This is a genomic window from Acinetobacter sp. B-6 (assembly GCF_056930735.1).
Genome location: NZ_JBXPBY010000004.1, coordinates 51,098 through 74,323, shown reverse-complemented (window position 1 = coordinate 74,323; position 23,226 = coordinate 51,098). Strand labels below are relative to the sequence as shown.

Annotated in this window: 25 protein-coding genes; 15 read left to right on the top strand and 10 right to left on the bottom strand. The window is 38.8% G+C overall.

The annotated features are described in order from the left end of the window. The first annotated feature begins 16 nt into the window (after positions 1-16). The 3 genes from leuD to leuB all read left to right on the top strand — a co-directional run bounded on the left by leuD (position 17) and on the right by leuB (position 2,464). Positions 17-667, top strand: a complete 651-nt coding sequence (gene leuD / locus AC1Z3T_RS06410; protein ID WP_005035580.1) for a 3-isopropylmalate dehydratase small subunit — start codon at positions 17-19, stop codon at positions 665-667. Between the two features lie 106 nt (positions 668-773). Continuing rightward, positions 774-1,343 (top strand): hypothetical protein, encoded by a 570-nt coding sequence (locus AC1Z3T_RS06405; protein WP_100886025.1) that lies wholly within the window; start codon positions 774-776, stop codon positions 1,341-1,343. Positions 1,344-1,384: 41 nt separating this feature from the next. After that, entirely contained in the window at positions 1,385-2,464 is a 1,080-nt protein-coding gene (gene leuB, locus AC1Z3T_RS06400; protein WP_009586108.1) for a 3-isopropylmalate dehydrogenase, read from the top strand. A gap of 71 nt (positions 2,465-2,535) precedes the next feature. Here the strand turns inward: leuB and AC1Z3T_RS06395 are convergent, their stop codons facing one another. Then, entirely contained in the window at positions 2,536-2,943 is a 408-nt protein-coding gene (locus AC1Z3T_RS06395) for a hypothetical protein (RefSeq protein WP_004826592.1), read from the bottom strand. Between the two features lie 379 nt (positions 2,944-3,322). Further along, complete coding sequence (gene infA, locus AC1Z3T_RS06390) at positions 3,323-3,544, bottom strand: translation initiation factor IF-1 (protein WP_004718087.1); 222 nt, start codon at positions 3,542-3,544, stop codon at positions 3,323-3,325. A gap of 228 nt (positions 3,545-3,772) precedes the next feature. Between infA and AC1Z3T_RS06385 the strand changes: the two genes are divergently transcribed. Next, positions 3,773-4,783: an AraC family transcriptional regulator gene (locus AC1Z3T_RS06385; RefSeq protein WP_004826594.1), complete on the top strand. Its 1,011-nt coding sequence runs from the start codon at positions 3,773-3,775 to the stop codon at positions 4,781-4,783. Between the two features lie 92 nt (positions 4,784-4,875). Here the strand turns inward: AC1Z3T_RS06385 and truA are convergent, their stop codons facing one another. The 5 genes from truA to asd form a co-directional block, all read right to left on the bottom strand. After that, complete coding sequence (truA, locus tag AC1Z3T_RS06380) at positions 4,876-5,673, bottom strand: tRNA pseudouridine(38-40) synthase TruA (protein WP_004826595.1); 798 nt, start codon at positions 5,671-5,673, stop codon at positions 4,876-4,878. Positions 5,674-5,681: 8 nt separating this feature from the next. Beyond that, the gene (locus AC1Z3T_RS06375) at positions 5,682-6,656 is read right to left on the bottom strand and encodes an asparaginase domain-containing protein (protein WP_100886024.1); all 975 of its coding nucleotides are present in this window, start codon (positions 6,654-6,656) and stop codon (positions 5,682-5,684) included. Between the two features lie 93 nt (positions 6,657-6,749). Continuing rightward, positions 6,750-8,084, bottom strand: a complete 1,335-nt coding sequence (locus tag AC1Z3T_RS06370) for a hypothetical protein (RefSeq protein ID WP_262556721.1) — start codon at positions 8,082-8,084, stop codon at positions 6,750-6,752. Positions 8,085-8,132: 48 nt separating this feature from the next. Beyond that, positions 8,133-9,602 (bottom strand): type IV pilus assembly protein FimV, encoded by a 1,470-nt coding sequence (locus AC1Z3T_RS06365; protein ID WP_100886022.1) that lies wholly within the window; start codon positions 9,600-9,602, stop codon positions 8,133-8,135. A gap of 162 nt (positions 9,603-9,764) precedes the next feature. Continuing rightward, positions 9,765-10,883, bottom strand: coding sequence for an aspartate-semialdehyde dehydrogenase (gene asd, locus AC1Z3T_RS06360; RefSeq protein WP_005035594.1), 1,119 nt, complete (start codon positions 10,881-10,883; stop codon positions 9,765-9,767). Between the two features lie 185 nt (positions 10,884-11,068). Between asd and AC1Z3T_RS06355 the strand changes: the two genes are divergently transcribed. The 3 genes from AC1Z3T_RS06355 (at position 11,069) to AC1Z3T_RS06345 (ending at position 13,366) form a co-directional block, all read left to right on the top strand. Continuing rightward, complete coding sequence (locus AC1Z3T_RS06355; RefSeq protein WP_046760418.1) at positions 11,069-12,208, top strand: endonuclease/exonuclease/phosphatase family protein; 1,140 nt, start codon at positions 11,069-11,071, stop codon at positions 12,206-12,208. Between the two features lie 313 nt (positions 12,209-12,521). Continuing rightward, on the top strand, positions 12,522-12,839 hold the full coding sequence (locus tag AC1Z3T_RS06350) for a hypothetical protein (RefSeq protein WP_046760417.1): 318 nt from the start codon (positions 12,522-12,524) through the stop codon (positions 12,837-12,839). Positions 12,840-12,916: 77 nt separating this feature from the next. Then, positions 12,917-13,366, top strand: a complete 450-nt coding sequence (locus AC1Z3T_RS06345) for a membrane lipoprotein lipid attachment site-containing protein (protein WP_228136531.1) — start codon at positions 12,917-12,919, stop codon at positions 13,364-13,366. Positions 13,367-13,463: 97 nt separating this feature from the next. Here the strand turns inward: AC1Z3T_RS06345 and AC1Z3T_RS06340 are convergent, their stop codons facing one another. Continuing rightward, positions 13,464-14,399, bottom strand: coding sequence for an LpxL/LpxP family acyltransferase (locus AC1Z3T_RS06340; protein ID WP_046760416.1), 936 nt, complete (start codon positions 14,397-14,399; stop codon positions 13,464-13,466). Positions 14,400-14,514: 115 nt separating this feature from the next. Here AC1Z3T_RS06340 and AC1Z3T_RS06335 point away from each other — a divergent pair, with 115 nt between their 5' ends. After that, complete coding sequence (locus tag AC1Z3T_RS06335; protein WP_046760415.1) at positions 14,515-15,066, top strand: O-acetyl-ADP-ribose deacetylase; 552 nt, start codon at positions 14,515-14,517, stop codon at positions 15,064-15,066. A 33-nt stretch (positions 15,067-15,099) separates the two neighbouring features. Beyond that, positions 15,100-16,077: an acyltransferase family protein gene (locus AC1Z3T_RS06330; protein WP_042085074.1), complete on the top strand. Its 978-nt coding sequence runs from the start codon at positions 15,100-15,102 to the stop codon at positions 16,075-16,077. A gap of 124 nt (positions 16,078-16,201) precedes the next feature. Here the strand turns inward: AC1Z3T_RS06330 and AC1Z3T_RS06325 are convergent, their stop codons facing one another. Continuing rightward, on the bottom strand, positions 16,202-16,417 hold the full coding sequence (locus AC1Z3T_RS06325) for a hypothetical protein (protein WP_010590781.1): 216 nt from the start codon (positions 16,415-16,417) through the stop codon (positions 16,202-16,204). 391 nt (positions 16,418-16,808) lie between these two features. Between AC1Z3T_RS06325 and AC1Z3T_RS06320 the strand changes: the two genes are divergently transcribed. The 4 genes from AC1Z3T_RS06320 to AC1Z3T_RS06305 are packed head-to-tail and all read left to right on the top strand — an operon-like array spanning position 16,809 to position 19,860. Further along, entirely contained in the window at positions 16,809-17,339 is a 531-nt protein-coding gene (locus AC1Z3T_RS06320) for a PAAR domain-containing protein (RefSeq protein WP_042085071.1), read from the top strand. Positions 17,340-17,350: 11 nt separating this feature from the next. Next, the gene (locus AC1Z3T_RS06315; protein WP_042085068.1) at positions 17,351-18,364 is read left to right on the top strand and encodes a hypothetical protein; all 1,014 of its coding nucleotides are present in this window, start codon (positions 17,351-17,353) and stop codon (positions 18,362-18,364) included. Between the two features lie 18 nt (positions 18,365-18,382). Continuing rightward, positions 18,383-19,690: a type VI immunity family protein gene (locus tag AC1Z3T_RS06310; protein ID WP_042085065.1), complete on the top strand. Its 1,308-nt coding sequence runs from the start codon at positions 18,383-18,385 to the stop codon at positions 19,688-19,690. Then, on the top strand, positions 19,687-19,860 hold the full coding sequence (locus AC1Z3T_RS06305; RefSeq protein WP_167387369.1) for a hypothetical protein: 174 nt from the start codon (positions 19,687-19,689) through the stop codon (positions 19,858-19,860). Before AC1Z3T_RS06310 ends, AC1Z3T_RS06305 begins: the two co-directional genes overlap by 4 nt. Positions 19,861-19,994: 134 nt before the next feature. Here AC1Z3T_RS06305 and AC1Z3T_RS06300 read toward each other — a convergent pair whose 3' ends face one another. After that, a complete protein-coding gene (locus AC1Z3T_RS06300; protein ID WP_009586161.1) occupies positions 19,995-21,902 on the bottom strand; it encodes an ATP-binding cassette domain-containing protein in 1,908 nt (635 codons plus the stop codon). Between the two features lie 35 nt (positions 21,903-21,937). Here AC1Z3T_RS06300 and AC1Z3T_RS06295 point away from each other — a divergent pair, with 35 nt between their 5' ends. Further along, on the top strand, positions 21,938-22,183 hold the full coding sequence (locus AC1Z3T_RS06295) for a SlyX family protein (protein WP_004826619.1): 246 nt from the start codon (positions 21,938-21,940) through the stop codon (positions 22,181-22,183). A gap of 126 nt (positions 22,184-22,309) precedes the next feature. Continuing rightward, entirely contained in the window at positions 22,310-23,221 is a 912-nt protein-coding gene (gene mumR, locus AC1Z3T_RS06290; RefSeq protein ID WP_004826621.1) for a LysR family transcriptional regulator MumR, read from the top strand. Positions 23,222-23,226 lie beyond the last annotated feature (5 nt).

The window sequence follows — 23,226 nt, the reverse complement described above, 5'->3', positions numbered from 1 at the left end:
GGGTAAGGAGCAAACTATGAAAACTTATACCGTTGAACAAGGTATTGTTGCACCATTAGACCGTGCCAATGTTGATACAGATTTAATTATTCCAAAACAGTTTTTAAAATCGATTAAACGTACGGGTTTTGGTGACAATTTATTTGATGAATTGCGTTATTTGGATGAGGGTTATCCAGGGCAGGATAATGCTAAGCGTCCTAAGAATCCAGATTTTGTTTTAAACCAGCCGCGTTATCAAGGTGCATCGGTTTTAATTTCTCGTGCAAACTTTGGCTGTGGTTCAAGTCGTGAGCACGCACCTTGGGCATTGGAAGAGTTCGGTTTCCGTACCGTGATTGCACCAAGTTATGCAGATATCTTTTTCAACAACAGTTTTAAAAATGGCATGTTGCCAGTAATTTTGTCTGAAGAAATTGTTGATCAATTATTTAAAGAATGTGCTGCTACTGAAGGCTATCAGCTCACGATAGATTTAGAAGCACAGGAAGTCCGTACACCAAGTGGTGAGGCATTCAAATTCGAAGTAGATCCATTCCGCAAGCACTGCTTATTGAATGGTTTGGATGATATTGGTTTGACTTTACAGGCAGCAGATGAAATTCGTGCTTATGAAGAAAAAACCAAGCAATCACGTCCTTGGGTATTTGCTGAAATTCAAGGTTGATTTTCAGTGAACATTTTACTCGTAGCGTGAATGCCTAACTCTTGCTAACATGCAAAGCATAACAAAATGAATGTTGGCTCGGTAATGCAAGGGTTGGGGTTGAGCGATGACTAAGTTTTTAGTTCGTGGTGTTTTAATCAGTTTGACAGGTTTAATCTTGAGTGCATGCCAATCAGCACAAATGGTTGATTTGGTTCGTATTAAACAAGCTGAAAAAAATCAGATGAGCCAAAATACAGTTTCAGTTTATTGCTCAGGTGCAGAGCATTGTGAATTTGCGCGATTAAATGATTTGATTATCATGCAGGAAAATACACAGCGTGCGAATCGTAAAGCCATTGATAAAGGTTATCTAAAGCTAACAGGTAAGCCTTTAGATCAAATTGGTGTGTATTTAACGATTCCACCGCAGCAATATGAAATGGTGGTTCGGTTCTATCCAATTACCAAAGATCATGCTGAAGTTTTTCATGTGATTCATGATTTTAAAGCAAATCAAAAATATACATTTAAAATGTATCGCCAAAGATCACAGGGTGCAGGAAGCTTATTGAATGTTTCCTCACCAACACCACTCTGTGTCGATATGCTTCAAGAAAGTCGAACAATTCGCCGTTTCTGTCGTCCTCATAATGCAGTGACAGGGGTGAGCGAATTTGTTGAGCAAAAAATTTAATCTCAAATCAGTATAGATGCTGAATAAAAATGGAACTGCAAATGTCTAAACAAATTTTGATTTTGGCAGGTGATGGTATCGGTCCAGAGATCGTTGCCGCTGCTGAAAAAGTACTTACACGTGTCAATGAAAAATTTAATTTAGGTTTAACATGGGAACATGGTTTATTGGGTGGTGCTGCAATTGATGCTCACGGTGAACCTTATCCAGCAGTCACAGCAGAACAAGCAAAAAAAGCAGATGCAATTTTACTCGGTGCAGTCGGTGGTCCAAAATGGGACACGATTGAGCGCTCGATCCGCCCTGAACGTGGTTTATTAAAAATTCGTAGTGAATTAAACCTATTCGCAAACTTACGTCCGGCAATTCTTTATCCACAGTTGGCAGATGCTTCAAGCCTTAAGCCTGAAATTGTCGCAGGCTTAGATATTCTGATCGTTCGTGAACTCACAGGTGGTATCTATTTTGGTCAGCCACGTGGTATTCGTGAGCTCGAAAATGGTGAGAAGCAGGGTTATAACACCGACGTCTATGCAGAGTCTGAAATTAAGCGTATTGCGAAAGTTGCTTTTGAAATGGCGAATTTACGTGGCGGTAAAGTCTGCTCAGTGGATAAAGCTAACGTTCTTGAAGTGACTGAGCTTTGGAAACAAACCGTCACTGCATTGAAAGAACAGCATTATCCAAATATCAATCTTTCACACATGTATGTAGATAATGCTGCAATGCAATTGGTACGTGCACCAAAGCAATTTGATGTGATTGTTACAGGTAATTTGTTTGGTGATATTCTTTCAGACGAAGCTGCGATGCTCACAGGTTCGATTGGTATGCTTCCATCTGCATCTTTAGATGAAAATGGCAAAGGGATGTACGAACCATGTCATGGTTCTGCGCCTGATATTGCTGGTCAAAACGTGGCGAATCCGCTGGCAACAATTCTTTCTGTCGCAATGATGCTTCGCTATACCTTCCGTGAAGAAATGGCTGCAAAAGCAATTGAAGATGCTGTAGGGCAAGTGTTGGACCAAGGTTTACGTACAGGCGATATTATGTCGGAAGGGATGACCAAAGTAGGTACTGCTGAGATGGGCACAGCTGTGGTTACAGCGATTGCTTAAGTCTAGATTTTAGATCACTTTCAAAAACACAGCCTAGGCTGTGTTTTTTATTGCGTTGTGATCAAATACATTTAACAGGCTCTCCCCATATATTCAACGGACTCGGCAATATCATTGTTTAATTTAAAGCTGACTTTGCAATTAAAGTTAACATCGTAACTCGGTGTGCTTGCCGTATCATAGCGAATGACAGGCATTCCCATTGCATTTGAGCCGACCGTTGCATTGCTTCCTGTCATCGGGATATTGATAGGGCGAAGGATGGTATATGTTAATGTGTCATTGGTGGTTTGGATATGATCACTGACTTGATAACCTAAAGCTTTAAAGTTTAGTTCGGCTTGTATTTCAGCGCTGGATTTACCAATAAACTGTTGTAAATATTGATCTAAATTTGCAGGTCGGGTATCAACACTCTGACAGCCTGCAATACTGAAAGCGATCGAAACAAATGTAGAGGTGTATAAATATTTTTTCATCAGCTTCACCCAATCAAGTGAGAGTTTGATTTGAAACGCTCTATGCAATGAGTTTAATCAATCTACAAGCAAGTGTCTGTAGACAGATTGCGAAGTTGGATTGAACCCCTAAGCTTAAATTTGAAATGCGATTAAGGGAAAAGTGACGAAGATGTTGAAAATACACCACAAATAATTAGAGGCAGTGTAAAAATGAGAATTTTACGGGTAATTATAAATTGATGACATGCGACGTATGGCAATCAATAAACAGATTTAACAATAGATTTTAGCGTCAGGAACGTAATAACTAGACAATAACAATGTATCGTAAGCCAGATGGTATATTGTATAGATATTGAAAAAGCCACCTAATAGTGGCTTTTGCTTACACTAAAACTTAGCGTGCACGATAAGTAATACGACCCTTAGTTAAGTCATAAGGTGTCATTTCTACTTTTACATTATCGCCAGTTAAAATACGAATATAGTGTTTACGCATTTTACCAGAAATGTGAGCAATCACTTCGTGACCGTTTTCTAAACGTACACGGAACATAGTATTAGGAAGCGTTTCGGTGACAACGCCTTCGAACTCGATAAGTTCCTCTTTATTGGCCATAGCCTACCTGATGATCAAATTGGAAAGGCGCAAATTATAGGCAATTTTTTATAGAAAAACAAGATTATTCGGCATGGGAAGGTGGCAGATGACTTGAAAATAGGCGAACATATTGTTAAACAATTTCTACAAAAAAAAGCGGATAAATATTGTCAGTTCGGTCAATCGACGGTAATCTAAATCAAAGGTTTTAAGTATAAATGAATAACATACAAGGAAGGGCACTGCGTGAGCCAGCTAACTGATGCTTCGGTTGTTTTACGATTAGGCTATCAAGCGATCCGTCGTGCAGGATTGCCGACAGAAGAAATATTATCAAAAGCAGGTGTGGCATTGGGTCAGGTTGATCAAAATGCACGAACGCCATTAAATGCACAATTTGCTTTTTGGGTGGCTGCCGAGGAAGTCAGTAACGATCCAGATATTGGTTTACATCTCGGAGAACATTTGCCTCTTTATCGTGGGCAGGTGATTGAGCATTTATTCATCTCAAGTGAAAACTTTGGTGAAGGACTCAAACGAGCACTTGCGTATCAACGTCTGATCAGTGACGCTTTCCATGCGAAGTTGGTGGTTGATGACAATGGACGTTGTTATTTAACCAATGGTGAACAACCCTGGGGCGAAAATATTGTCAACCGTCATTTTTCTGAATGTGCCATTTCGGGGATTTTACGCTTCTTTAAATTCATTACTGAAGGACGCTTTGAACCGATCTACATCGATTTTAACTTTTCTCAAGGTGCTTCAGATGGTGAGTATTATCGTGTGTATGGCTGTCCTGTAAGTTTGGGGCAAAAAGAAACACGGTTGTATTTTGATCCTTCAATTTTAGACTATCCATTGTGGCAAGCTGAACCAGAGCTGTTGCAACTCCATGAGCAGTTGGCAATTGAAAAACTTCAAGAATTGGCGCGTTATGATTTGGTTGGCGAAGTTCGCCGAGCAATTGGTTCAACTTTGGAGAGCGGTGAAACAACCTTGGAAACAGTGGCGGCTCAACTGAGCATCACCCCTCGTCGGTTACGCACCCAATTGTCAGAAGCCAATACCAGTTTTCAGCAAATCCTTTCAGATTACCGTTGCCGTTTAGCCAAAAAATTATTGGCGAATACCAATGAAAGTGTTGAGCGTATTGTATATCTCACAGGTTTTTCTGAACCAAGTACGTTCTATCGTGCCTTTAAACGTTGGACCAATGAAACACCTGTTGAATATAGAAAACGTAAACAGCGTTAAGTGCAACGTTTTAATTATTGAGAAATTTTAAACTGCTTTCTAGATAAAAATCTTTCAGTTGTGAAGGATTTTTTATCTCATTTGGAAAAGAGTTATTCGGGCATATTTAGCCAATGTGGTCCTAGAGGTGGTCGCGGTAATTCAAACTGTTCTGGATAATCTGCATGAATGAAATATAGACCGTCAGGAGGGGCTGTAATCCCAGCGGCTTTACGGTCTTGTGCGGCAAAAATTTCGTCAATATGATCAATTTCATACAAGCCCTGACCAATTTCAAGTAGACAGCCCATAATGTTGCGAACCATGTGATGCAAGAAGCCATCAGCCTGAATATCCAGAACCAAATAATTGCCATGACGAATTAAACGACAGTGTTTAACATGGCGTACAGGTTGATTGGATTGACATGCCGCAGCACGGAAACTTTCGAAATTATGTGTTCCTTCAAATTTTTGCGCGGCTGCAATCATCTTATCGACATCAAGTGGATAATAAGCATGGGTAACTTGCTTGTGTAATAAAGCAGGGCGATTCGCTGATTGATAGACAACATAGCGATAACGACGTGCTTGTGCCTTAAAACGAGCATGGAAATCACGATCCATCTCTTTGATCCACTGGATAGAAATATCTTTGGGTAATTGGCTATTAGATCCCATTAACCAGCCACGCATAGGACGAATCGCATTGGTATCAAAGTGAGCAACCATATTGGTGGCATGGACACCTGCATCAGTACGACCCGCACCGTGTAAGATAATGGGTTCATCCGCGATGGTGCTTAGTACTTTTTCCATTGTCTCCTGAATACTACGTACGCCAGGCTGTTGAGTTTGCCAACCTTTATATCGAATGCCACAAAACTCAATACCAATTGCAAAGCGTTGCATAAATACCTCTATTCAGGATGATCATACCAATGGTCATGCCATTGTTGCGAAGTTGGGTATTGTAAATAAATTTTTAGAATTTTGGCATAAAGATCTGCTTGACTGAGTGCATCACTGACTAAAATTTTTGAGTCCTGAATCCATTGGCTAATCGCATAACGTTGATCCATACCGCCTAGAGGGACTTGAGTTGATAAAATAATTTGGCAACCTTTGGCTTGTAAGTTTTTAAAACTTTGGATAATCATTTCATTAACCGCCAAATTTCCAACACCATAAGCCTGAATCACTAAAAATTCTGGAGGCTGTTGAATGAGGCTGTTGAGATTATTTTCAAACTGTAATAATTCAGTGGGTACCATCATCCAATTCACGATATTTAATGATTTGGCTTTTTCAATATGGGATAGCTGGATTTGAATAACAGTTGAGTCATGATCAATAGGTTCTTCCGCTTTTAAGCCTCTGAATGCGTCCAAAGCAGTACTATGGGTTTTTAACGCAGTACGAGCATGAATCACTTGATGGAAGAATGTGAGATAAACACCTACAGGTAACTTGGTGATGGCATCGAGTGCTGTATTTAAATTATCAATCGCATCAGTAAAATCACGTGTGTCATCGCCTTGAAGATTGAGTAAAGGATATTGGCTTCCTGTAAGAATGACATGACATGATTCAGCGAGGAAACGAGATAAAGTTGCAGCAGCATAGCTGAGGGTATCAGTCCCCTGAATCACAACAAAATGTTCAAAATTTTGTAGTTGTAAGCTTTGAATTTGTTGAATCAGCATTAACCAATCAATTGCAGTACATGCACTACTGTCTTTAATACTGGGCGCTTTAAAGCATTCAATTTTCAGTTGAGGTGGGAGAATCCGTTTGAGCTGTGGAATGAATTGATGTTCAGGCATGGGAGCTAAAGGCTCACCAATACACCCAAAAGTTCCACCCATGTAAATTAAAGCAATTTTTTTGTTCATAATAAAAAGCAGCCATGAATGACTGCTTTATCTTAAATCGCTTAGTGATGTCTGACAATTCGTATTATCAAATTGCAACAGACAATAACCTCATCAAGCGATTTGGTTCAGTAAATTTTGTGATTGTTGGCGTTGCTCAGCCGTATATACAGACTCATCCTGTGACAATAATGCACGTGCTGAAGCATAAGCACCTAGATGAATATATTGTTGGGCAAGATCTAAATTAAGCTGAATTTCATTGACTTGAGCAAGCTCAGGAAATGAAGTTAGCAATGGATCAGTTGTTTCAACAGGCGTAACTGCTTCAACTTGGCTGGGTACTTCTAAATTCAACTGAGAAGCTGCCGATTCAGGTTCAACACTTTCTGATTTTGTTTCTTGATCAAAAACAAAAGTAGGCTGTGTTTCAACAGGTGTTTCAGCTTCTGTTGGTGTTAATTTAAATTCGAATGCTTGAGGCGCTGCCGTCTGTTCTTTTTCTGGAGTTGCAACAGGCTCAGCAAAATCCAGTTTAAATTCAGGCGCAATTTCAATTTCGACAGGCTTTTCAACTGGCGCAACGATAGGCTCATTAGGTGTAAAACTAAATTCTAAAGGCGTTATGGTTTCTTTTGCAGTCTCAGTTGTTGGTTTAACTGTTTCGAAAGAAAACTCTACAGTAGGCTCTGTCTGTGTCTGTGTCTGTGTCTGTGTCTGTGTCTGTGTCTGTGGGGATGAATCTAAATTAAATTCGAGTGCTTGTGGCTTTTCTTCTGATTTTTCTTGAGCAACTGATGGGGGGAAGTCAAGTGTCTCAACGTCATTGCGAGTAGGTGTTTCTAAAGTTGCAGTAGATGGCGTTGGGGTTGCTTCTATATTGCCAATCAAAGCATCGAATGCAGCAGTATTCTTGACTTCTGGAACAGCAGGCTCTGGTGTAGTTGGAACAAAAGCAATCGACTCAATCGGGCTTTCAGTTTGAGTAGCTTTTTTCTTTTCTTCAGCCTGAGCAACAATATCATCAAGACCCAATGAGCGAATATGGTTAATCAATTGATTCACTGCAAATTCATCTTTTTGTGCTAAATGCACATCCAAGAGGTAAAGATAGAGCTCATGTTGAGCATTATCTTGATTGAGTGCTTGATTGATTTTTGCTTCAGCTGAAAAATAGTTTTTTGCAGCAATCAGTTTTTCGATACTACTTTTTAATTCAGGGCTTAATGGTTTTGTTGCTTGTTGCACCACAACTTCGTTTTCAACAACAGCTGTGCGTTGTTGTTTTTGCGAGGTACGTGCAGTACGTGCTACATTCTTTTTTGACGATTTTTTATTGTTGGTCTTTTTACTCGTCGTATTGGTATTTTCTTTATTGGCATCTTCACGTTTCTTTAAAACGATGGCAACCACCAACAGTAAAACAAATGGAATCACATACAACAACATTTTATTTCCCCTTCATTGAGCACAATGAATCAATTTCCTTAATATATCCTAACTATTTGGCTTCTTTACATTTTGCTGTTGTAATTGCTGTTGCAATTGAGCAAGCCGAGCATTTAATAATTGAATTCGCTGATTCTTTTCTTGTAAAGCCGATGCAAGTTGGGTCACATTCTTCTGTAATTTAACTGTTTTTTCACGAGATGTCATAACTTTTGTAGATAATTCAGCAGTTGTCTGATTCACCTGTGTATTTTGTTTTGCAGAACCTTGTGCAGAAGATTGCTCGTTATCTGCAACCAAACTCATCTCTGCCTGATCTAAACGGTATTTGGCAGAACCAGATTGCTTTTTGGCAATCTGAGGTGCCTTAGGTGGAACTTTAGATTTCGGTTGTGGAACTTGTTGATAACTTGCAGCTAAATTTAATGCAACACCTCGACGGATACGATTGATGTCCCCTTGAATAAAGGCATCTGGATTATTCTCTTTGATTTGACGCATGACTTCAGGAACACTTTGATGTGTTTCTGCTGCGATACGAGATGCAATTTTCCAAAGTGATTCGTTGGCACGAACAACATGTCTTGGTGCTTTGTCTAAACTATTATTGGCGGTCGGTTTATTTTGTTGGGACGCTTTTTGAGTGTCAGTTTTAGGCTTGATCGTATTGGCTTTTTCAGATTTATGTTCAGCAGCAGTTTTTTCTATTTTTTGTGGTTCAGTTTTTGGTGCTGGGGTGTGTGCTGTTTGAGTCTGTTGGGATGATTTTTCAGGTTGTGCAATAGGTTTGGGTTGGATCACCACTTGCGGATTTGCAACAACAGTAGAATGAGTGTCGTCTTTATTGACCGCTACAGAGGTGGTGTTTTGAGAACTTACGCTATTGGTCACCGCAGTTTTTTGCTCAGTTTTTAGTGGGGGAGGCGCAATAACACTGATTGCCAATGATTGTTGAGTATCCGGCACTGCATTAGATTTTTTGATTGTTGGTGATGTTACCGTTTGTGGTGTTGTAACTTGGTATTGAGTGCTGGTTGGCAAATTCAATGCAATGTCTTTTTCACTCACAATAATTTGAGGTTTAAGTGGCTGTTCTTTAGCATTGGCATTTACCATAGGTGTAGGAATGTTATTGCGTCCACGTGTTAAAGGTGTTCTTACTTGTTGAATATGTGTAGCACTGCCTTCTTTAACCTTGAGTAAGATATTGAGTTCAGACTCAACAATGGGGCGAGAAGATGTAATGACGATAACCCCAGTCCCATCGCCAGAACGACGCGTATAAAAATTTAAATGTCCAGGTGCCTGTGTGGTAATTCCAATATGTTGTATATCGTCTGCATCTGCCAAACCCACTTCTATTTTTTCATTTGGATTGGCATTGCTAAATTTCATTTCTGCGTACAGAAGATCCCCAGACCCTGATTGAACTTGAATCGGATCTATCGTAATCGCACTGATTGTTTGCGACGTCATGATGGCTAAAATGGCAATTTTTAATTTGTTATATACAGTCATCTCTATCCATTGCTCTGACAAATTTCAAGGCATCCCAATGATACAATATTTCGCTGTAGTCTATATGTAAATTATTAACATTAGAGTTACACAAATATAGTTACATAAAAAAGCCGATCAAGATAGATCGGCTTTTTCAATGTTTAAGGCTTTTTTGTGACTTTAAGCATTTTTATAGTCAATTAAGATACGTAACATCCGACGTAAAGGTTCAGCAGCACCCCAAAGTAATTGGTCACCCACAGTAAATGCGCCTAAATATTCTTTACCCATATTTAATTTGCGCAGACGACCTACAGGCACAGAGAGCGTTCCTGTAACCGCTACAGGAGTAAGATCATTCATTGATGCTTCACGTGTATTGGGTACAACTTTTGCCCATTGGTTAGACTGACGAATCATATCTTCGATTTCATCAAGCGGCACATCTTTCTTCAATTTCAAAGTCAATGCTTGAGAGTGGCAACGCATTGCACCAATACGTACGCAGTGACCATCAATCGGAACAATTTGAGCATTGCCTAAGATTTTGTTGGTTTCAACTTGACCTTTCCATTCTTCTTTTGACTGACCACTTTCAAGTTGTTTGTCAATATAAGGAATTAAAGAGCCAGCTAAAGGTACGCCAAAGTTTGCTTTCGGGAAACCTTCACCACGTTGTAATTCGGCAATCTTACTGTCAATATCTAAAATCGCAGAGCGAGGATCATCTAACAAGTCTTGAGTATTGTTATATAAATAGCCCATGCCTGTAATCAATTCACGCATGTTTTGTGCGCCAGCTCCAGAAGCTGCTTGATAGGTCATCGCAGTCATCCATTCCACCAAGTTGTGTTGGAACAATGAACCCATACCCATTAACATCAATGAAACCGTACAGTTACCACCGACAAAGGTTTTGATCCCATTGACCAAACCATCTTTGATGACATTTAGGTTTACAGGATCAAGAACAATGATTGCTTCGTCATCCATACGTAGAGTAGACGCTGCATCAATCCAGTAGCCTGACCAACCTTCTGCTTTAAGCTTTGGGAAAACTTCAGAGGTATAATCACCACCTTGACAGGTAATAATGACATCCATTTGCTTCAGACTGGTAATGTCTGTCGCTTCCATAAGTGCTGGAGCAGTTTTACCACCAAAAGCAGGGGCTTCACCACCTGCATTACTGGTAGAGAAATAGAATGGCTCAAAATGAGCAAAATCATTCTCTTCAACCATACGTTGCATAAGGACGGAACCAACCATCCCGCGCCAACCGACCAGACCTACTTTCATGTCACTTTGCCTCGGTGCGTTAAAAAATTAAAAGGGGTTTGAGTGTATCAAAAGGACGTGTAACTGCAATAGCGTACACAATGAAAACACAACTATATTGTGCAATATATCTTGTTTATGATACATGCAAAATTGATATTAATTTATGAATCATTCAAAAATTAAGAATATAAGAGTGACAAAATATGATTTGGATAGAAATCCTTGCTGTGATCGTGATTTGGCTCAGCTTCTGGTCACTGATTCCACGAGATGAATGGTGGTTTAGGGGGGCAGATTTTCCACGACTACAGATTTTATATGTGGGTTTGACTGCTTTGGTGTTATTGCTATTTTGGGATGCACCTTGGGACTTGGCGCGTGAGATTATTTTATTTTTATTGATTGCTGCTTTGGCTTTTCAGTTAAAAATGGTTTTGCCTTATACCTTTATCTGGAAAAAGCAAGTTCAACATGTGCAACATGATCAATTGAATCCAGATCAACAGATTTCAGTCATTGTATCGAACGTACTAACGCCAAATCAGCAATATGATTTACTGATTGAGCAAATCGAAAAACATCAGCCTGATCTCGTGCTTACACTTGAGACGGATCAAACATGGCAAAACGAGTTGGCGAAGATCGAAAAAGACTATCCTTATCGTGTGCCTGTTCCTTTAGATAATTTGTATGGCATGCATCTCTATAGCAAGTTAAAGCTGGTCGACAGCGAGGTTAAATTTATTCTCAGCAATGAAATTCCTTCAATCCATACCACAGTGATTTTGCCTTCTGGACAGACTGTACAATTGTATTGCCTGCATCCAAAACCACCCAGCCCGACAGAAGCCAAAGATTCAACTTTACGAGATGCGGAATTATTGATTGTGGGTGATCAAATCAAGGATTTAGATGAAAGCTGTATCGTGATGGGGGATTTAAATGATGTGGCTTGGTCTCGAACAACACGATTGTTTCAACGCATCAGTGGGTTGCTTGATCCTCGTGTGGGGCGTAGATATATCAACACTTTTCATGCCGACTATAAGTTTTTAAGGTGGTCATTGGATCACTTATTTCACAGTACAGATTTTGCTTTAGTTCATATGGAGCGGTTGCCTCATATTGGTTCAGATCATTTTCCAATCTATGTGGTGTTACAATCAAGTCGTATTTTTGAACAAAGTCAAGAGGAGTTGGAACAAACTGACTCTGATGAGCAAGAAGCTCAAGAAGCTATTCAGGAAGGTATTGAAAAAGCAGAAAAAGAAGAGAAGATCGTGACCGATGAATTGGCTCAAGACTATAAAATGGACATGTCATTATCTAACAAGAAATCTTGAAAAAGGCGATTTTTTGTAAGCAATTTCTTACGTGGATTTAGTCTCTAAGCGGGTAGTATCTGAACACGATTCGTTTTAATCTTTACTCATCGACACATGGAACGAGAACGGAAAATCTCACTAAGGAAGACGAAGTCGATGGAGCAATCATCAAGGATTTGATGTTGGAATGGATAACCACAGTAAAATAACAATAAGATTTGAAAGCACAACCTCATAAACCCGAGTTTTGCAGGACGCAGAACTCGGGTTATGCTTTATTTATAGTATATAATTTGTGATAGACAAGATCGAAAATAAAAATTGAGTCCTTATGTTGCTATCAAAAATCCAAGAATTTGCACTGAGCCTTAAACATTTTACAGGTTTAAGTAGTGATGCTTTGTTTATCTATGCAGGTTTAATCTTCTACTTTATTGTCGCTGCAATTCATAAACGCCAACTGAAATCCAATATTGCTATGATTCTCACGGTTGTCTTGGCTTTTAGTATTGAGATTTTTAATGCGCGAGCAGATATTTTTGGTAAGGGATATTGGCGAATTTGGAGCAGTATTCATAGCATCGTTAATATGATTTTTTGGCCTTATGTGATTTGGGCAATGGCTCGCTTTAGAATATGGAAAGGTTGATGACTTCAACCTAAAAATTATATGTATTGATTTTCAATTTTTTAAATACGCTGACTTGAATGATGATCCACAATCAAATGAAAAAAATAATTCTACTATTTTGCTTAAATTTAATTTTAACAGGCTGTGAAAAGTCGAGTGTTGAGGTTCAAAAGTCTCAAGAGGTTGAACGACGGCAAGAGAACAAACAGAATTTAAATGATTTACAATCCAGCGAGATTTGGGAACGTCTCAATCGCCGTATTTATCATTGCCAGCAACCTTGTTCACGCAAAGATTTAACCGAAATCAGTTTTTCTCAAGCTTCGTCTTATTATTTGCTCATCACTCAAGATCAAACAGGATTTATCGAAGCATTAAACTCAACTCAAGATGGCATACAAATGAGGATTCTATGGGATGATGGTTCAGGCAAGTCAAAAAATGAAGATTTAGAAATCATTTCACTGGATAAGCAACAGCTCAAAATGAGAGACCAATATAGCCATATCAATACATATCAATTTGTGAAATTTGATGATGATTGAATCGGCTATATTTGTTAGCCCATGTTTGAAACGATATTACAGGATATTTAACTTTGCTTTTTTGATTTTAAAATTCGAGCCAAATAAAAGTAAGAACTTAATAAATTTTTTCATAACCTTCTGGACGGGTTTTAAAACGACGATGGAACCACATATATTGTGTGGGTGCGATCCGAAGTTGATTCTCGATGATTTTATTGACACGAATAGCATCATCCAATTCATCATCACTCGGTAAGGGCTCGACGGCAGGTTCAATCAAGACATGATATTTTGGATTTTTAATATCTCCATGACGATAAAAATACAAAGGAATCGCCACAGCTTTTGATATTTTTAATAAGCGTCGATGTGCGGTTACTGTTGCCGCAGGTGTACCAAAAAATGGCGCCATCACGCCTTGTTTCAGTCCAAAATCTTGATCAGGGCTGTACCAAATCGCATCGCCTTCCTTGAGGTGGCGAATCAATCCTCGCATATCGTCATGATCAATCTGTGCCTTATAAATGGTTGCACGGCAACGATAAATCAGCATGTCTAACAAAGGATTATTTTGCGGACGATACACCACATCGGGTTCAAAGAATTGGGCACATAAATAACCACCTGCATCGAGCATTGTACTGTGTGTACCTAAAAGTAATATGCCCTGACCTTGTTGTTTTGCAGTTGTAATATGTTCTAAGCCTTCAATACTGACACGATTTTTAAACCACTGTGGGGAATACCATGCATTCAGAGTTTCAAATACACCTATCATTTGGTCAACAAAGACTTGTCTTGAATTTTCAAGTACTTGCTCCGATGACCATTCTGGAAAGCAGACTTCCAAATTGCGTACAGTTGTTTCACGGCGTGATTTAAGTCGATCAAAGGCAATATTTCCTAATACCGTCGCGAGTCGGTGTTGAATTGCCCAAGGTAAGATCGCTAGTAACATCAAGAACACAATTGCAATCCATATTCCCCAATATTTTGGATGTAAAAATGCCCAATAAAATTTTCCAGGTTCGTATTGAAGCTTTTTACTCATAGCAATTTTGTAAATTTGGGGGTGGTTAAAACTGAAAGAAGTGTAGCATGAAGCCGTTTAAAGAAGAAAACTCGAGATGTGAATCATCATCAACAATGATGAGCAAGGAAGTAAAATGAAAATTATTCGATTAGTTCAAGGTGATATTACACTGCAAAAGGTTGATGCGATTGTAAATGCTGCAAATACCTCTTTACTTGGCGGTGGTGGTGTAGATGGAGCAATTCATCGGAAAGGTGGGGATTCAATATTAACTGATTGTCAAAAAATTCGTGCCAAACAAGGGGGATGTGCAGTAGGTGAAGCCGTAATCACAACAGCTGGACAATTACCCAGTCGCTTTGTTATTCATACTGTGGGACCGACTTGGCAAGATGGGCAACAAGGAGAAGCTCTACTGCTTGAATCCGCTTATACCAATAGTCTGAAACTGGCGGAACAACAGCAATTGAATACACTGGCACTTCCCAATATTTCTACAGGAATCTATCGTTTTCCAAAAAATGATGCAGCATCGATTGCGATCAAAGCCACGACAGATTTTTTGGAGCAAACAACACATTTACAAGAAGTCAATTTTGTCTGTTTTGATTTAGAAAATTTTAAAATTTATCGACAGCTTCTTGCTGAGATTGAGCAAAATCAATTACAGATTTTAGGTATATAATGATGATCAATCATTATTCTCGACCATTTGATCATGAGAGATACTTACTTAGACAGTTGTAAGGCAACCCTTATATTTCTTGTGGTTCTCGGACACTTCCTCGAACGAATGATTGGATGGGATGACTCATTTAACCATGCCTTGTTGGGGACTATTTATTTTATACACATGCCTGCATTTATTTTTATTTCAGGCATGTTATTTAACGAAAAAAAATGGCGGAAGAATATTTTATTTTTTATTTCGCTGTATCTACCTTTTCAAATTTTATTTCCTGCCTTTGATGCCATCTGGTCTGGGCAGTTCCAAATCAATTGGAATTTATTTGAACGACCTTACTGGATTCTATGGTATCTGTTGGGCATGATTGCATGGACAATGATTACCCATTTTTTGATAAAAACAAAATTTCCCCTATTGATTGCATTGATTTTTGCTTTATGTATTGGTTTAAGCCCTTGGAACAATTATCAATATTCAATTGGACGAATTTTTAATTTTTTACCATTTTTCGTTGCTGGTGCACTATATGGAAAAGAGATTTTAGTCAAAATTCAGCAAAGTCACTTTAGCAAAGTTTTGAGCCTATCTCTTCTAGGGCTGATCGCTATTTTGGTCTATTTCACGCAACTGAATCCATTTTGGTTATATGGCAGTTTGAGTTATTCGCAACTTAAAGTCAGCATACCTGTAGGAATCGGAATGAGACTAGCATGTCTGCTCATTTCATCATTGGGGATTTATGCGACTTTTGTATGGATTAAAAGTTTAAATCAGCACTTTGTACACTTGGGGCAAAATACACTGGCTGTTTATCTATTACATGGATTTGTGGTGATGTTGGTTGCACGTTATTGGCAATTGGATTTCGATCTTTTTATTGAAGTGAGTATTTGTATCATTTTATCTGTTTTGACCTGCTGGATTTTACAACAGTCTATATTTGATAGAGGATTAAGAAGATTATCATTGTGGCTGATCAAGCCCGCTGAAAAATTGGGGTTTAAGTAAAGCAAAAGTTTTAAAATGATCTCTATCTATATTATTTCTAGCGATAAAAATTTAAAAGCTACATCATTGATGTAGCTTTTAAGCATGAGGATCATTGATTTATAAAGTGTTTAAATTAACTCGATTATTTAGTTGCAGCTTTATCCTCTACTTTTTTTGCTGTTGCTGATTTATGAGCAGCTGCATGATGTTTTTTGGCATGTCCAGCTTTATGCTGTTTTTGAACCTGATGTGTTTTCACTGGTTGAGATGAATGTTGTGCTGGTGTTGCTGCCATTGCAGAACCTGCAAAAACTGCTGTTGTAAATGCTGCAATAAGTAATGATGTAACTTTTTTCATGATCATATTCTCACTAAATAATTCGAGATCTGAATTAGATTCGATAGTTGTATATTCAGGCATTTATATGGAAACATCATGAAGTGCTTGTAGCGAAAATCAGTATAAATGCAATGATGTAGAGTGAGATGATAGGGGAATGGTAAGTGTTTTAATTTTTTAAGATTTATTTAATTTTAATGCTTAAAGTATTGCCTTCATTTATTCTTTAAATAAGATTTGTTGCCTTTTGAACTTTCAAATTAACAATGAAAAGTCTGTTTTTTAATGCTATTCTTAACTTAACTATTGCTCTTGATAGTAATGTTTATTTTATGTCATTGTTAATAAAATAATTTTTTTATTTGATGTTTTTTTATTATTAGAATATCTAAAGAGAGAACAAAATATAATGGTTAATTATTATATCTGTATTGGTGATCGCACTTCGGGTGGTGGGGTCGTGGTTGAAGGTAATGTGAGTAATATCATTTTAGGGCGACCTGTCGCTTCAGTGGGAATGAAAGCAATTTGCTGTAATCGTCCTCAAACCATTCAACAAGGCTGGATAGGACATCTCGATCAAGATAGACAGATTGCTTATGATGGTTGTGTACTGAGTTGCGGGCATACGGTTAAAGCCAGTCAGAACTTAATGGGATGGAGTGATGGACGTAGCGATACAAGCATTCCAGAACAATTGATTTCTAAACCTCAAAAGTATTATGAATTTTTCACCTTGTATGACCATGATAATCACCCAGTCGTCAATCAAAAATATCGTTTAACGTCAGAAGATGGTTCTTTCATTGAAGGCTATACCAACGCACAAGGGCAAACAGAACATTTGTGGACTCATGAAGAATTGCCAGTCAATTTTGAAACGCTTGACGATGATGAAAATACTGATTTCGACAAATACCACACCACAGATAAAGAATAAGGATAAGAAAAATGGCTGGACGTCATACAGGTGGTTCAGGTTCTACCAGTCCCAATAAAACCAAACCATCAACGACAAAACCCAGTACCAAAGGTACGGACATTAAATTAGAAACGGGTATGAATAAAACTTATTTATGTGCACATATTTGCGCAGCCAGTAAAGCCCCTAAAATTGGAGCAATTGGACAAAAGCTTTACCAACAAACTGTTACAACAGCGATTCGTGCCGAAGCTGATTTAAACTTTGGGGTATGGGCATATCTTGCGGAAGTAGGTTACGATATGACACGCGATCCTCCAAAACCATTAATGAGTGATAACCCTGAACGGATGCATCGTCCTTCTACATTTCCACTCGGTGCAGCGCAAAACCAAATTGAAAACCTTGCCAAAGGTGATTTTCGTATTCCTGACCTGACTATTTTAACCATTAAAGCCGCAGAAATTATTGAAATGCGCATGTCAGGGATGATTGATTGGAAGCGTTTCTATCCCTTTGATGATAATATTGAGCGTTTGGTTGAAATTAAGTTTGGTAAGGATGATTGGGCGCTAGGTCAATATGAAGCTTACGAAGATATTGCTCCCAAAAAAGTACGAGAAGTCTCCGATAAAGATTGTCATTGTGATACCCGAAAACCACCCAGTGGCGGAACAAAAATTCCAGTTTATCCGCCGATTAAAAATCTAACTCCGTATAAAAATGCTACATTTCGCCCAGCAACTATTGCTTTAACTCCTAAAAAAGGCATTCCAAGTATGCTGGGTGCTTTAGGTAAATTGATTGTGCCCCCCTCACCACAAGTACAGTTTTATCGCAAACTTGTACCCCTTCAAGAGTATCAAAGCATGATGATTCCAATTACCGCCAGTGTTGGGGTCGCAGGGGCTTTTATTTGTGGAACAGTGGTTTTGGCAGGCGCAGCAGGTGGGGCAGTGGCTACAGCAGGGGCAATCGGTGCAAGTGAGGCAGTGGGTGGTGGTTTACTGATTACAGGCTTTGCCACTTTGGCACATTCATAAAAAATAGGAAACAACAGTATGATCAACAGCTATGCAGATTTAGAACCTTATTTAAAAGATTTTCAGTGGCTAGAACATAAAAAAGATCAACCCTCCTTATTTATTACGGGTGCTGAATTTCAGGCACATTTTTTATATTTTGCAGGACATACTCCTGAAAAACGCCAAGCTTTAGCCGAATGTATTGAAGCTTATAACCAATATTTTGCAGAGCATTTCACTTGGGGCATTGATTTTGATAAGAATGGAAAAATCCATTATACCGATATTACAGAAATGCCGAGTATTCGTGAAGTTCTTAAAAAGAATCCAGATCCAGATGATCAAATCGAATGGTACTGTGCATCAGGCGAACGTGATGAGGCACCAGAATATGCACTGATGGCATTTACCAATCGTGGTTGGGAAGGGCATAAACTATATAGTTCAACATTAACTTTTCATGTACCTAATCAATTGATTTTTGATCTTGAACAAAAGCAAATCCTGATGTCTTTAATCCAAATGTGTATTGATAAGCTTGGGGTATATCATGCAGTGGCTGGTTTTCAAGGGGTTTTACCCTTTAAGCCAATGGGCGTTGGTGATTATTCATTGGCACAAGGCGAACGCTTTTGGGGGATTTATCAAGGTGCTAGTATTCGTGAAAGAAGTAAAATTCGAAATGGCATTAAAAGTATTGATTGGCTGACCTATATTAGTCATAGCTTGGTACAACGAATTTGTGAAGTTAAAACTTTTCCAAAATATTGTGAGCACTTTAATTTAAAACCACAGCAACAACAAGAAGGTTTTTTATTTCAACTTGAAGAATTTCCTCAATTACTGCCAAGCAATCAACCTGTTTTAGACAGTTATTTTAATCTCAATAAGGCACTACGCCCTTTACGGAATGGTGCATATTGGCATATTAGTTGGGATACGGGTAATAACTATCAAGTTTTAGATGTTGATGAAAGTCGTAAATGGATTCGACGTTTAGATGCGCCTGATATTTTCCCTGATCGTGGGCATTATCAAGAGCGTAAACCCCAAAAAAAGAATATTTACTTGGAATCTGGACGACCATGCGAGATTGATGGCGTCTACCGCTATGATGAACAGTTGGATTTAGATGGTCAGCCAGTACATAGTGGGGGTAAGTATGAAATAGATCCGATAAATAGTTATGAAGAAAATTACCTTTCTGACTACCGCCAACATGTAGTTTTATTGAAAGGCGATATTGCCCCTCGTTTTTTAGAATGTTACGACCATATGGTTTTAAAACAAGCCAAGAAAATTAAATGGCATCTGGTAAGTGAGATTGTACGAGTAAAAGAATGATCAACAGCTATGCAGATTTAGAGCCTTATTTAAAAGATTTTCAGTGGCTAGAACATAAAAAAGATCAACCCTCCTTATTTATTACGGGTGCTGAATTTCATGCACATTTTTTATATTTTGCAGGACATAGTCCTGAAAAGCGCCAAGCTTTAGATGATCTATACGCTTAATACTTATCAAGGAATGCTAGCGATTTATCCTGATGGGAATACCTAGAGTGAAAACTGTGCTGATTTTTTAGAGTATTGCTACAATAAAAAAACTCCGCAGATTTACGGAGTTTTTTGGAAGAAACAATAAAAAATTAACCTTTGGTCATCTCTTCTAATTGATCCCAACGCTCCATTTTTTCCAACAGAAGATCATCGATTTCAGCCAAGCGTTGAGAAGCTTGTGTTGCTGCATCGGCATCTGTGACAAACCATGAACCGTCTGCGAGTTTTTCTGAGAGTTCAGACTGTTCTTTTTCCAATGCCTCAATTTCGGCAGGCAATTGTTCTAAAGCGCGTTGGTCTTTATAACTCAGCTTTACTTTCTTGACTGGTGCTTCAACGGCTACTGAGGCTGCTTCAGCTTTGGCGATGGCTTTTTTTACATCACTCTTTTGGTCTACAACTTTTTGATCAGGACGTTGCTCAAGGTAATCTTGATAACCACCAATATATTCATCAATATTGCCTTTACCATCAAATACCCAAGTCGATGTCACCACATTGTCCATAAAGGCACGGTCATGCGAGATCAACAACAAGGTCCCTTTATATTCACTGAGCATTTCTTCAAGAAGCTCTAAAGTCACCATATCCAAGTCATTGGTTGGTTCATCCATGACGATCAGATTGGATGGTTTGAGCAATAGTTTTGCCAGAAGAATACGATTTCGTTCGCCACCCGAAAGTGCTTTAACGGGTGTGCGTGCACGCTCAGGAGAGAATAAGAAATCTTGTAAATAGCTGTAGATATGACGGCGACCACCGTTAACATCCACAAAGTCTGAGCCTTCCGACACATTTGCCATGACTGATTTTTCAAGGTCTAGCGCATTACGCAGTTGATCAAAATAAGCCACTTCAAGTTGTGTACCTGTTTTAACCGAACCCCCATGTTCAAGTTCACCCAGTATGGCTTTTACCAATGTCGTTTTACCGACACCGTTATCACCCACCAAACCGATTCGATCACCACGCAGAACCAACGCAGAAAAATCTTTGATGATCGGGTAACCATCATATTCAACACGTAAGTGTTCAATATCGAAGACTAACTTACCTGAACGATTGGCTTCTTGCGTTGCCATACTGACTTTGCCTTGCTGCGAACGACGAGCTTTAGACTGTTCACGTAAATCTTTTAATGCACGAACACGACCTTCATTACGGGTACGTCGTGCTTTAATACCTTGACGAATCCAAGCTTCTTCCTCAGCCAGTTTTTTATCAAATAAAGCATTTTGTTTTTCTTCTGCTTCCATTTGTTGGGCTTTTAAGTCGAGATATCTTGAATAGTTGCCTTCATAACTGCGTAAAATACCACGATCTAATTCAACGATACGAGTTGCAATACTGTCGACAAAAGCACGGTCATGCGAAATAAATAACAGCGTGAGGTTGTTCTGGTCGAGTAAGAACTTTTCTAACCATTCGATACTTTCAACGTCTAAATGGTTAGTCGGCTCATCAAGCAATAAAACATCAGGTTGAGTAAGCAAAGCACGTGCTAATAAAACACGGCGTTTACGACCACCAGATAAATCTGCCAAATCAGCTTCTGGATCTAAGCCCATTTTACTGAGAATAGCATTGACTTTGGTTTCTAAAGCCCAGCCATCAAGTAGGTCAAGCTTATGTTGCAAGTTGCCCATACGGTCACAAGCATCCATATCACCTAATACACAAGCATCACTCGCTTCGTGGTATTCTTTGAGGACTTGAGCAGCTTCACCTGCACCCTCAGCGACAATATCCGCAACCTTGCCAGAGTCCATAGGGACATCCTGAGCAAGCATAGAAATGGTGATTCCGTTTTGTAAGGCAATTTCACCTTGATCGGGTAATAAACTTCCCTCAATCAGTTTGAGTAAAGTAGACTTACCTTCACCGTTACGGCCAATCAAACAGACTCGTTCGCCACGTTCTAAATTGAAGTTTGCGCCATCGAGCAGGGCAGGTCCACCAAACGCAAGTTGGACATCCCTTATAGTAATATAGGCCATACGGTTTCCTAAACATCCCACAGTGAGGACTAAAAATGACTAAACATAAAAATCTTGATGATCAGGCGTCATTTTCCGCACCTATCGAAGATTTGCAAGTCCGAATTGCATTTTTAGATGATTTAGTCGAACAATTAAATGATCAAGTTGTGCAACAGAGCTTGGAAATTGCTGATTTAAAAAAACAAATGCAATTACTTTATCAACGTGTAGAGTCCGCTGATTTGTCAGAAGGTATTGCTGCTTTTGATCCAATGACCAATCGTCCACCGCATTACTGAGGAGATAAAATGTAATTTGAATGTTGCTGGCATGATTTAAACTGCTTATGCATTTACACAATTATCCGTTACGCTGGCAAAGGATTTGCATACCGTCATCATTCATAGATAAGGTCAAGATGGATCATGAACTTAAAAAACCTTGAAGCATTTTATTGGGTGGTGACTTTAAAAAGTTTTAATAAAGCAGCGACCAAACTTCAAACTACACAACCCGCAATTTCACAAAAAATTACTGCGATTGAAAATGATCTTGGCTTTAAAGTACTGGATCGTAGTTCTCGTCAAATCAAAGCCACCCATAAGGGAACCACATTATTCAAGTATGCTGAAAAATTTATGCGGCTTGAAACAGATCTGGTTGCTGAGCTTACTGAAAGCCAATATTTAACGGGTACAATTCGTTTAGGTGTCTCTGAAACCATCGTACACACATGGTTAGTGGAATATATGGAGCAAGTCCAAAAAGAGTTTCCTAAAGTTTCTATCGAAATCGTGGTGAGTTTGACTCCTGATCTGCAAGAAGGTGTACGCGTAGGGGATTTGGATATGGCTTTTTTGCTTGGACCGACTTTACCCTTTGAATGTATTGAACGTTCACTGTGTGATTTTGAATTAAGTTTTTTAGCATCCCCTTCCTTTAAAGGAGGCATCGGACAAATGTCATTTCGTACATTGATGTCGCATACTATTTTGACTTATCCAAGAATTACTTATCCATATAAAGAACTCAAAGCTCGAATGAAAGAACAGGCAATAGATGAGCCACTTTCAATTACCAGTTATTCATTGGCAACCTTATTACGTTTAGCTGAACAAGGTTTAGGGATAGCTGTTGTCCCTAAATTGACTGCACTCAAGGAAATTTTAGATGGTCGCTTAGAGATATTGGATACCCCGATTCAGCTCAAGACTTTTCATTTCACTGCAATTTATACTCAGGGAAATAATACTGCTCTAAAGGAAAAACTAACGGATTTGGCGGTGTTAATCTCCGATAAAGCAATGAAAAAGTTGAATGATAAAATTAAAAATTAAGTAAT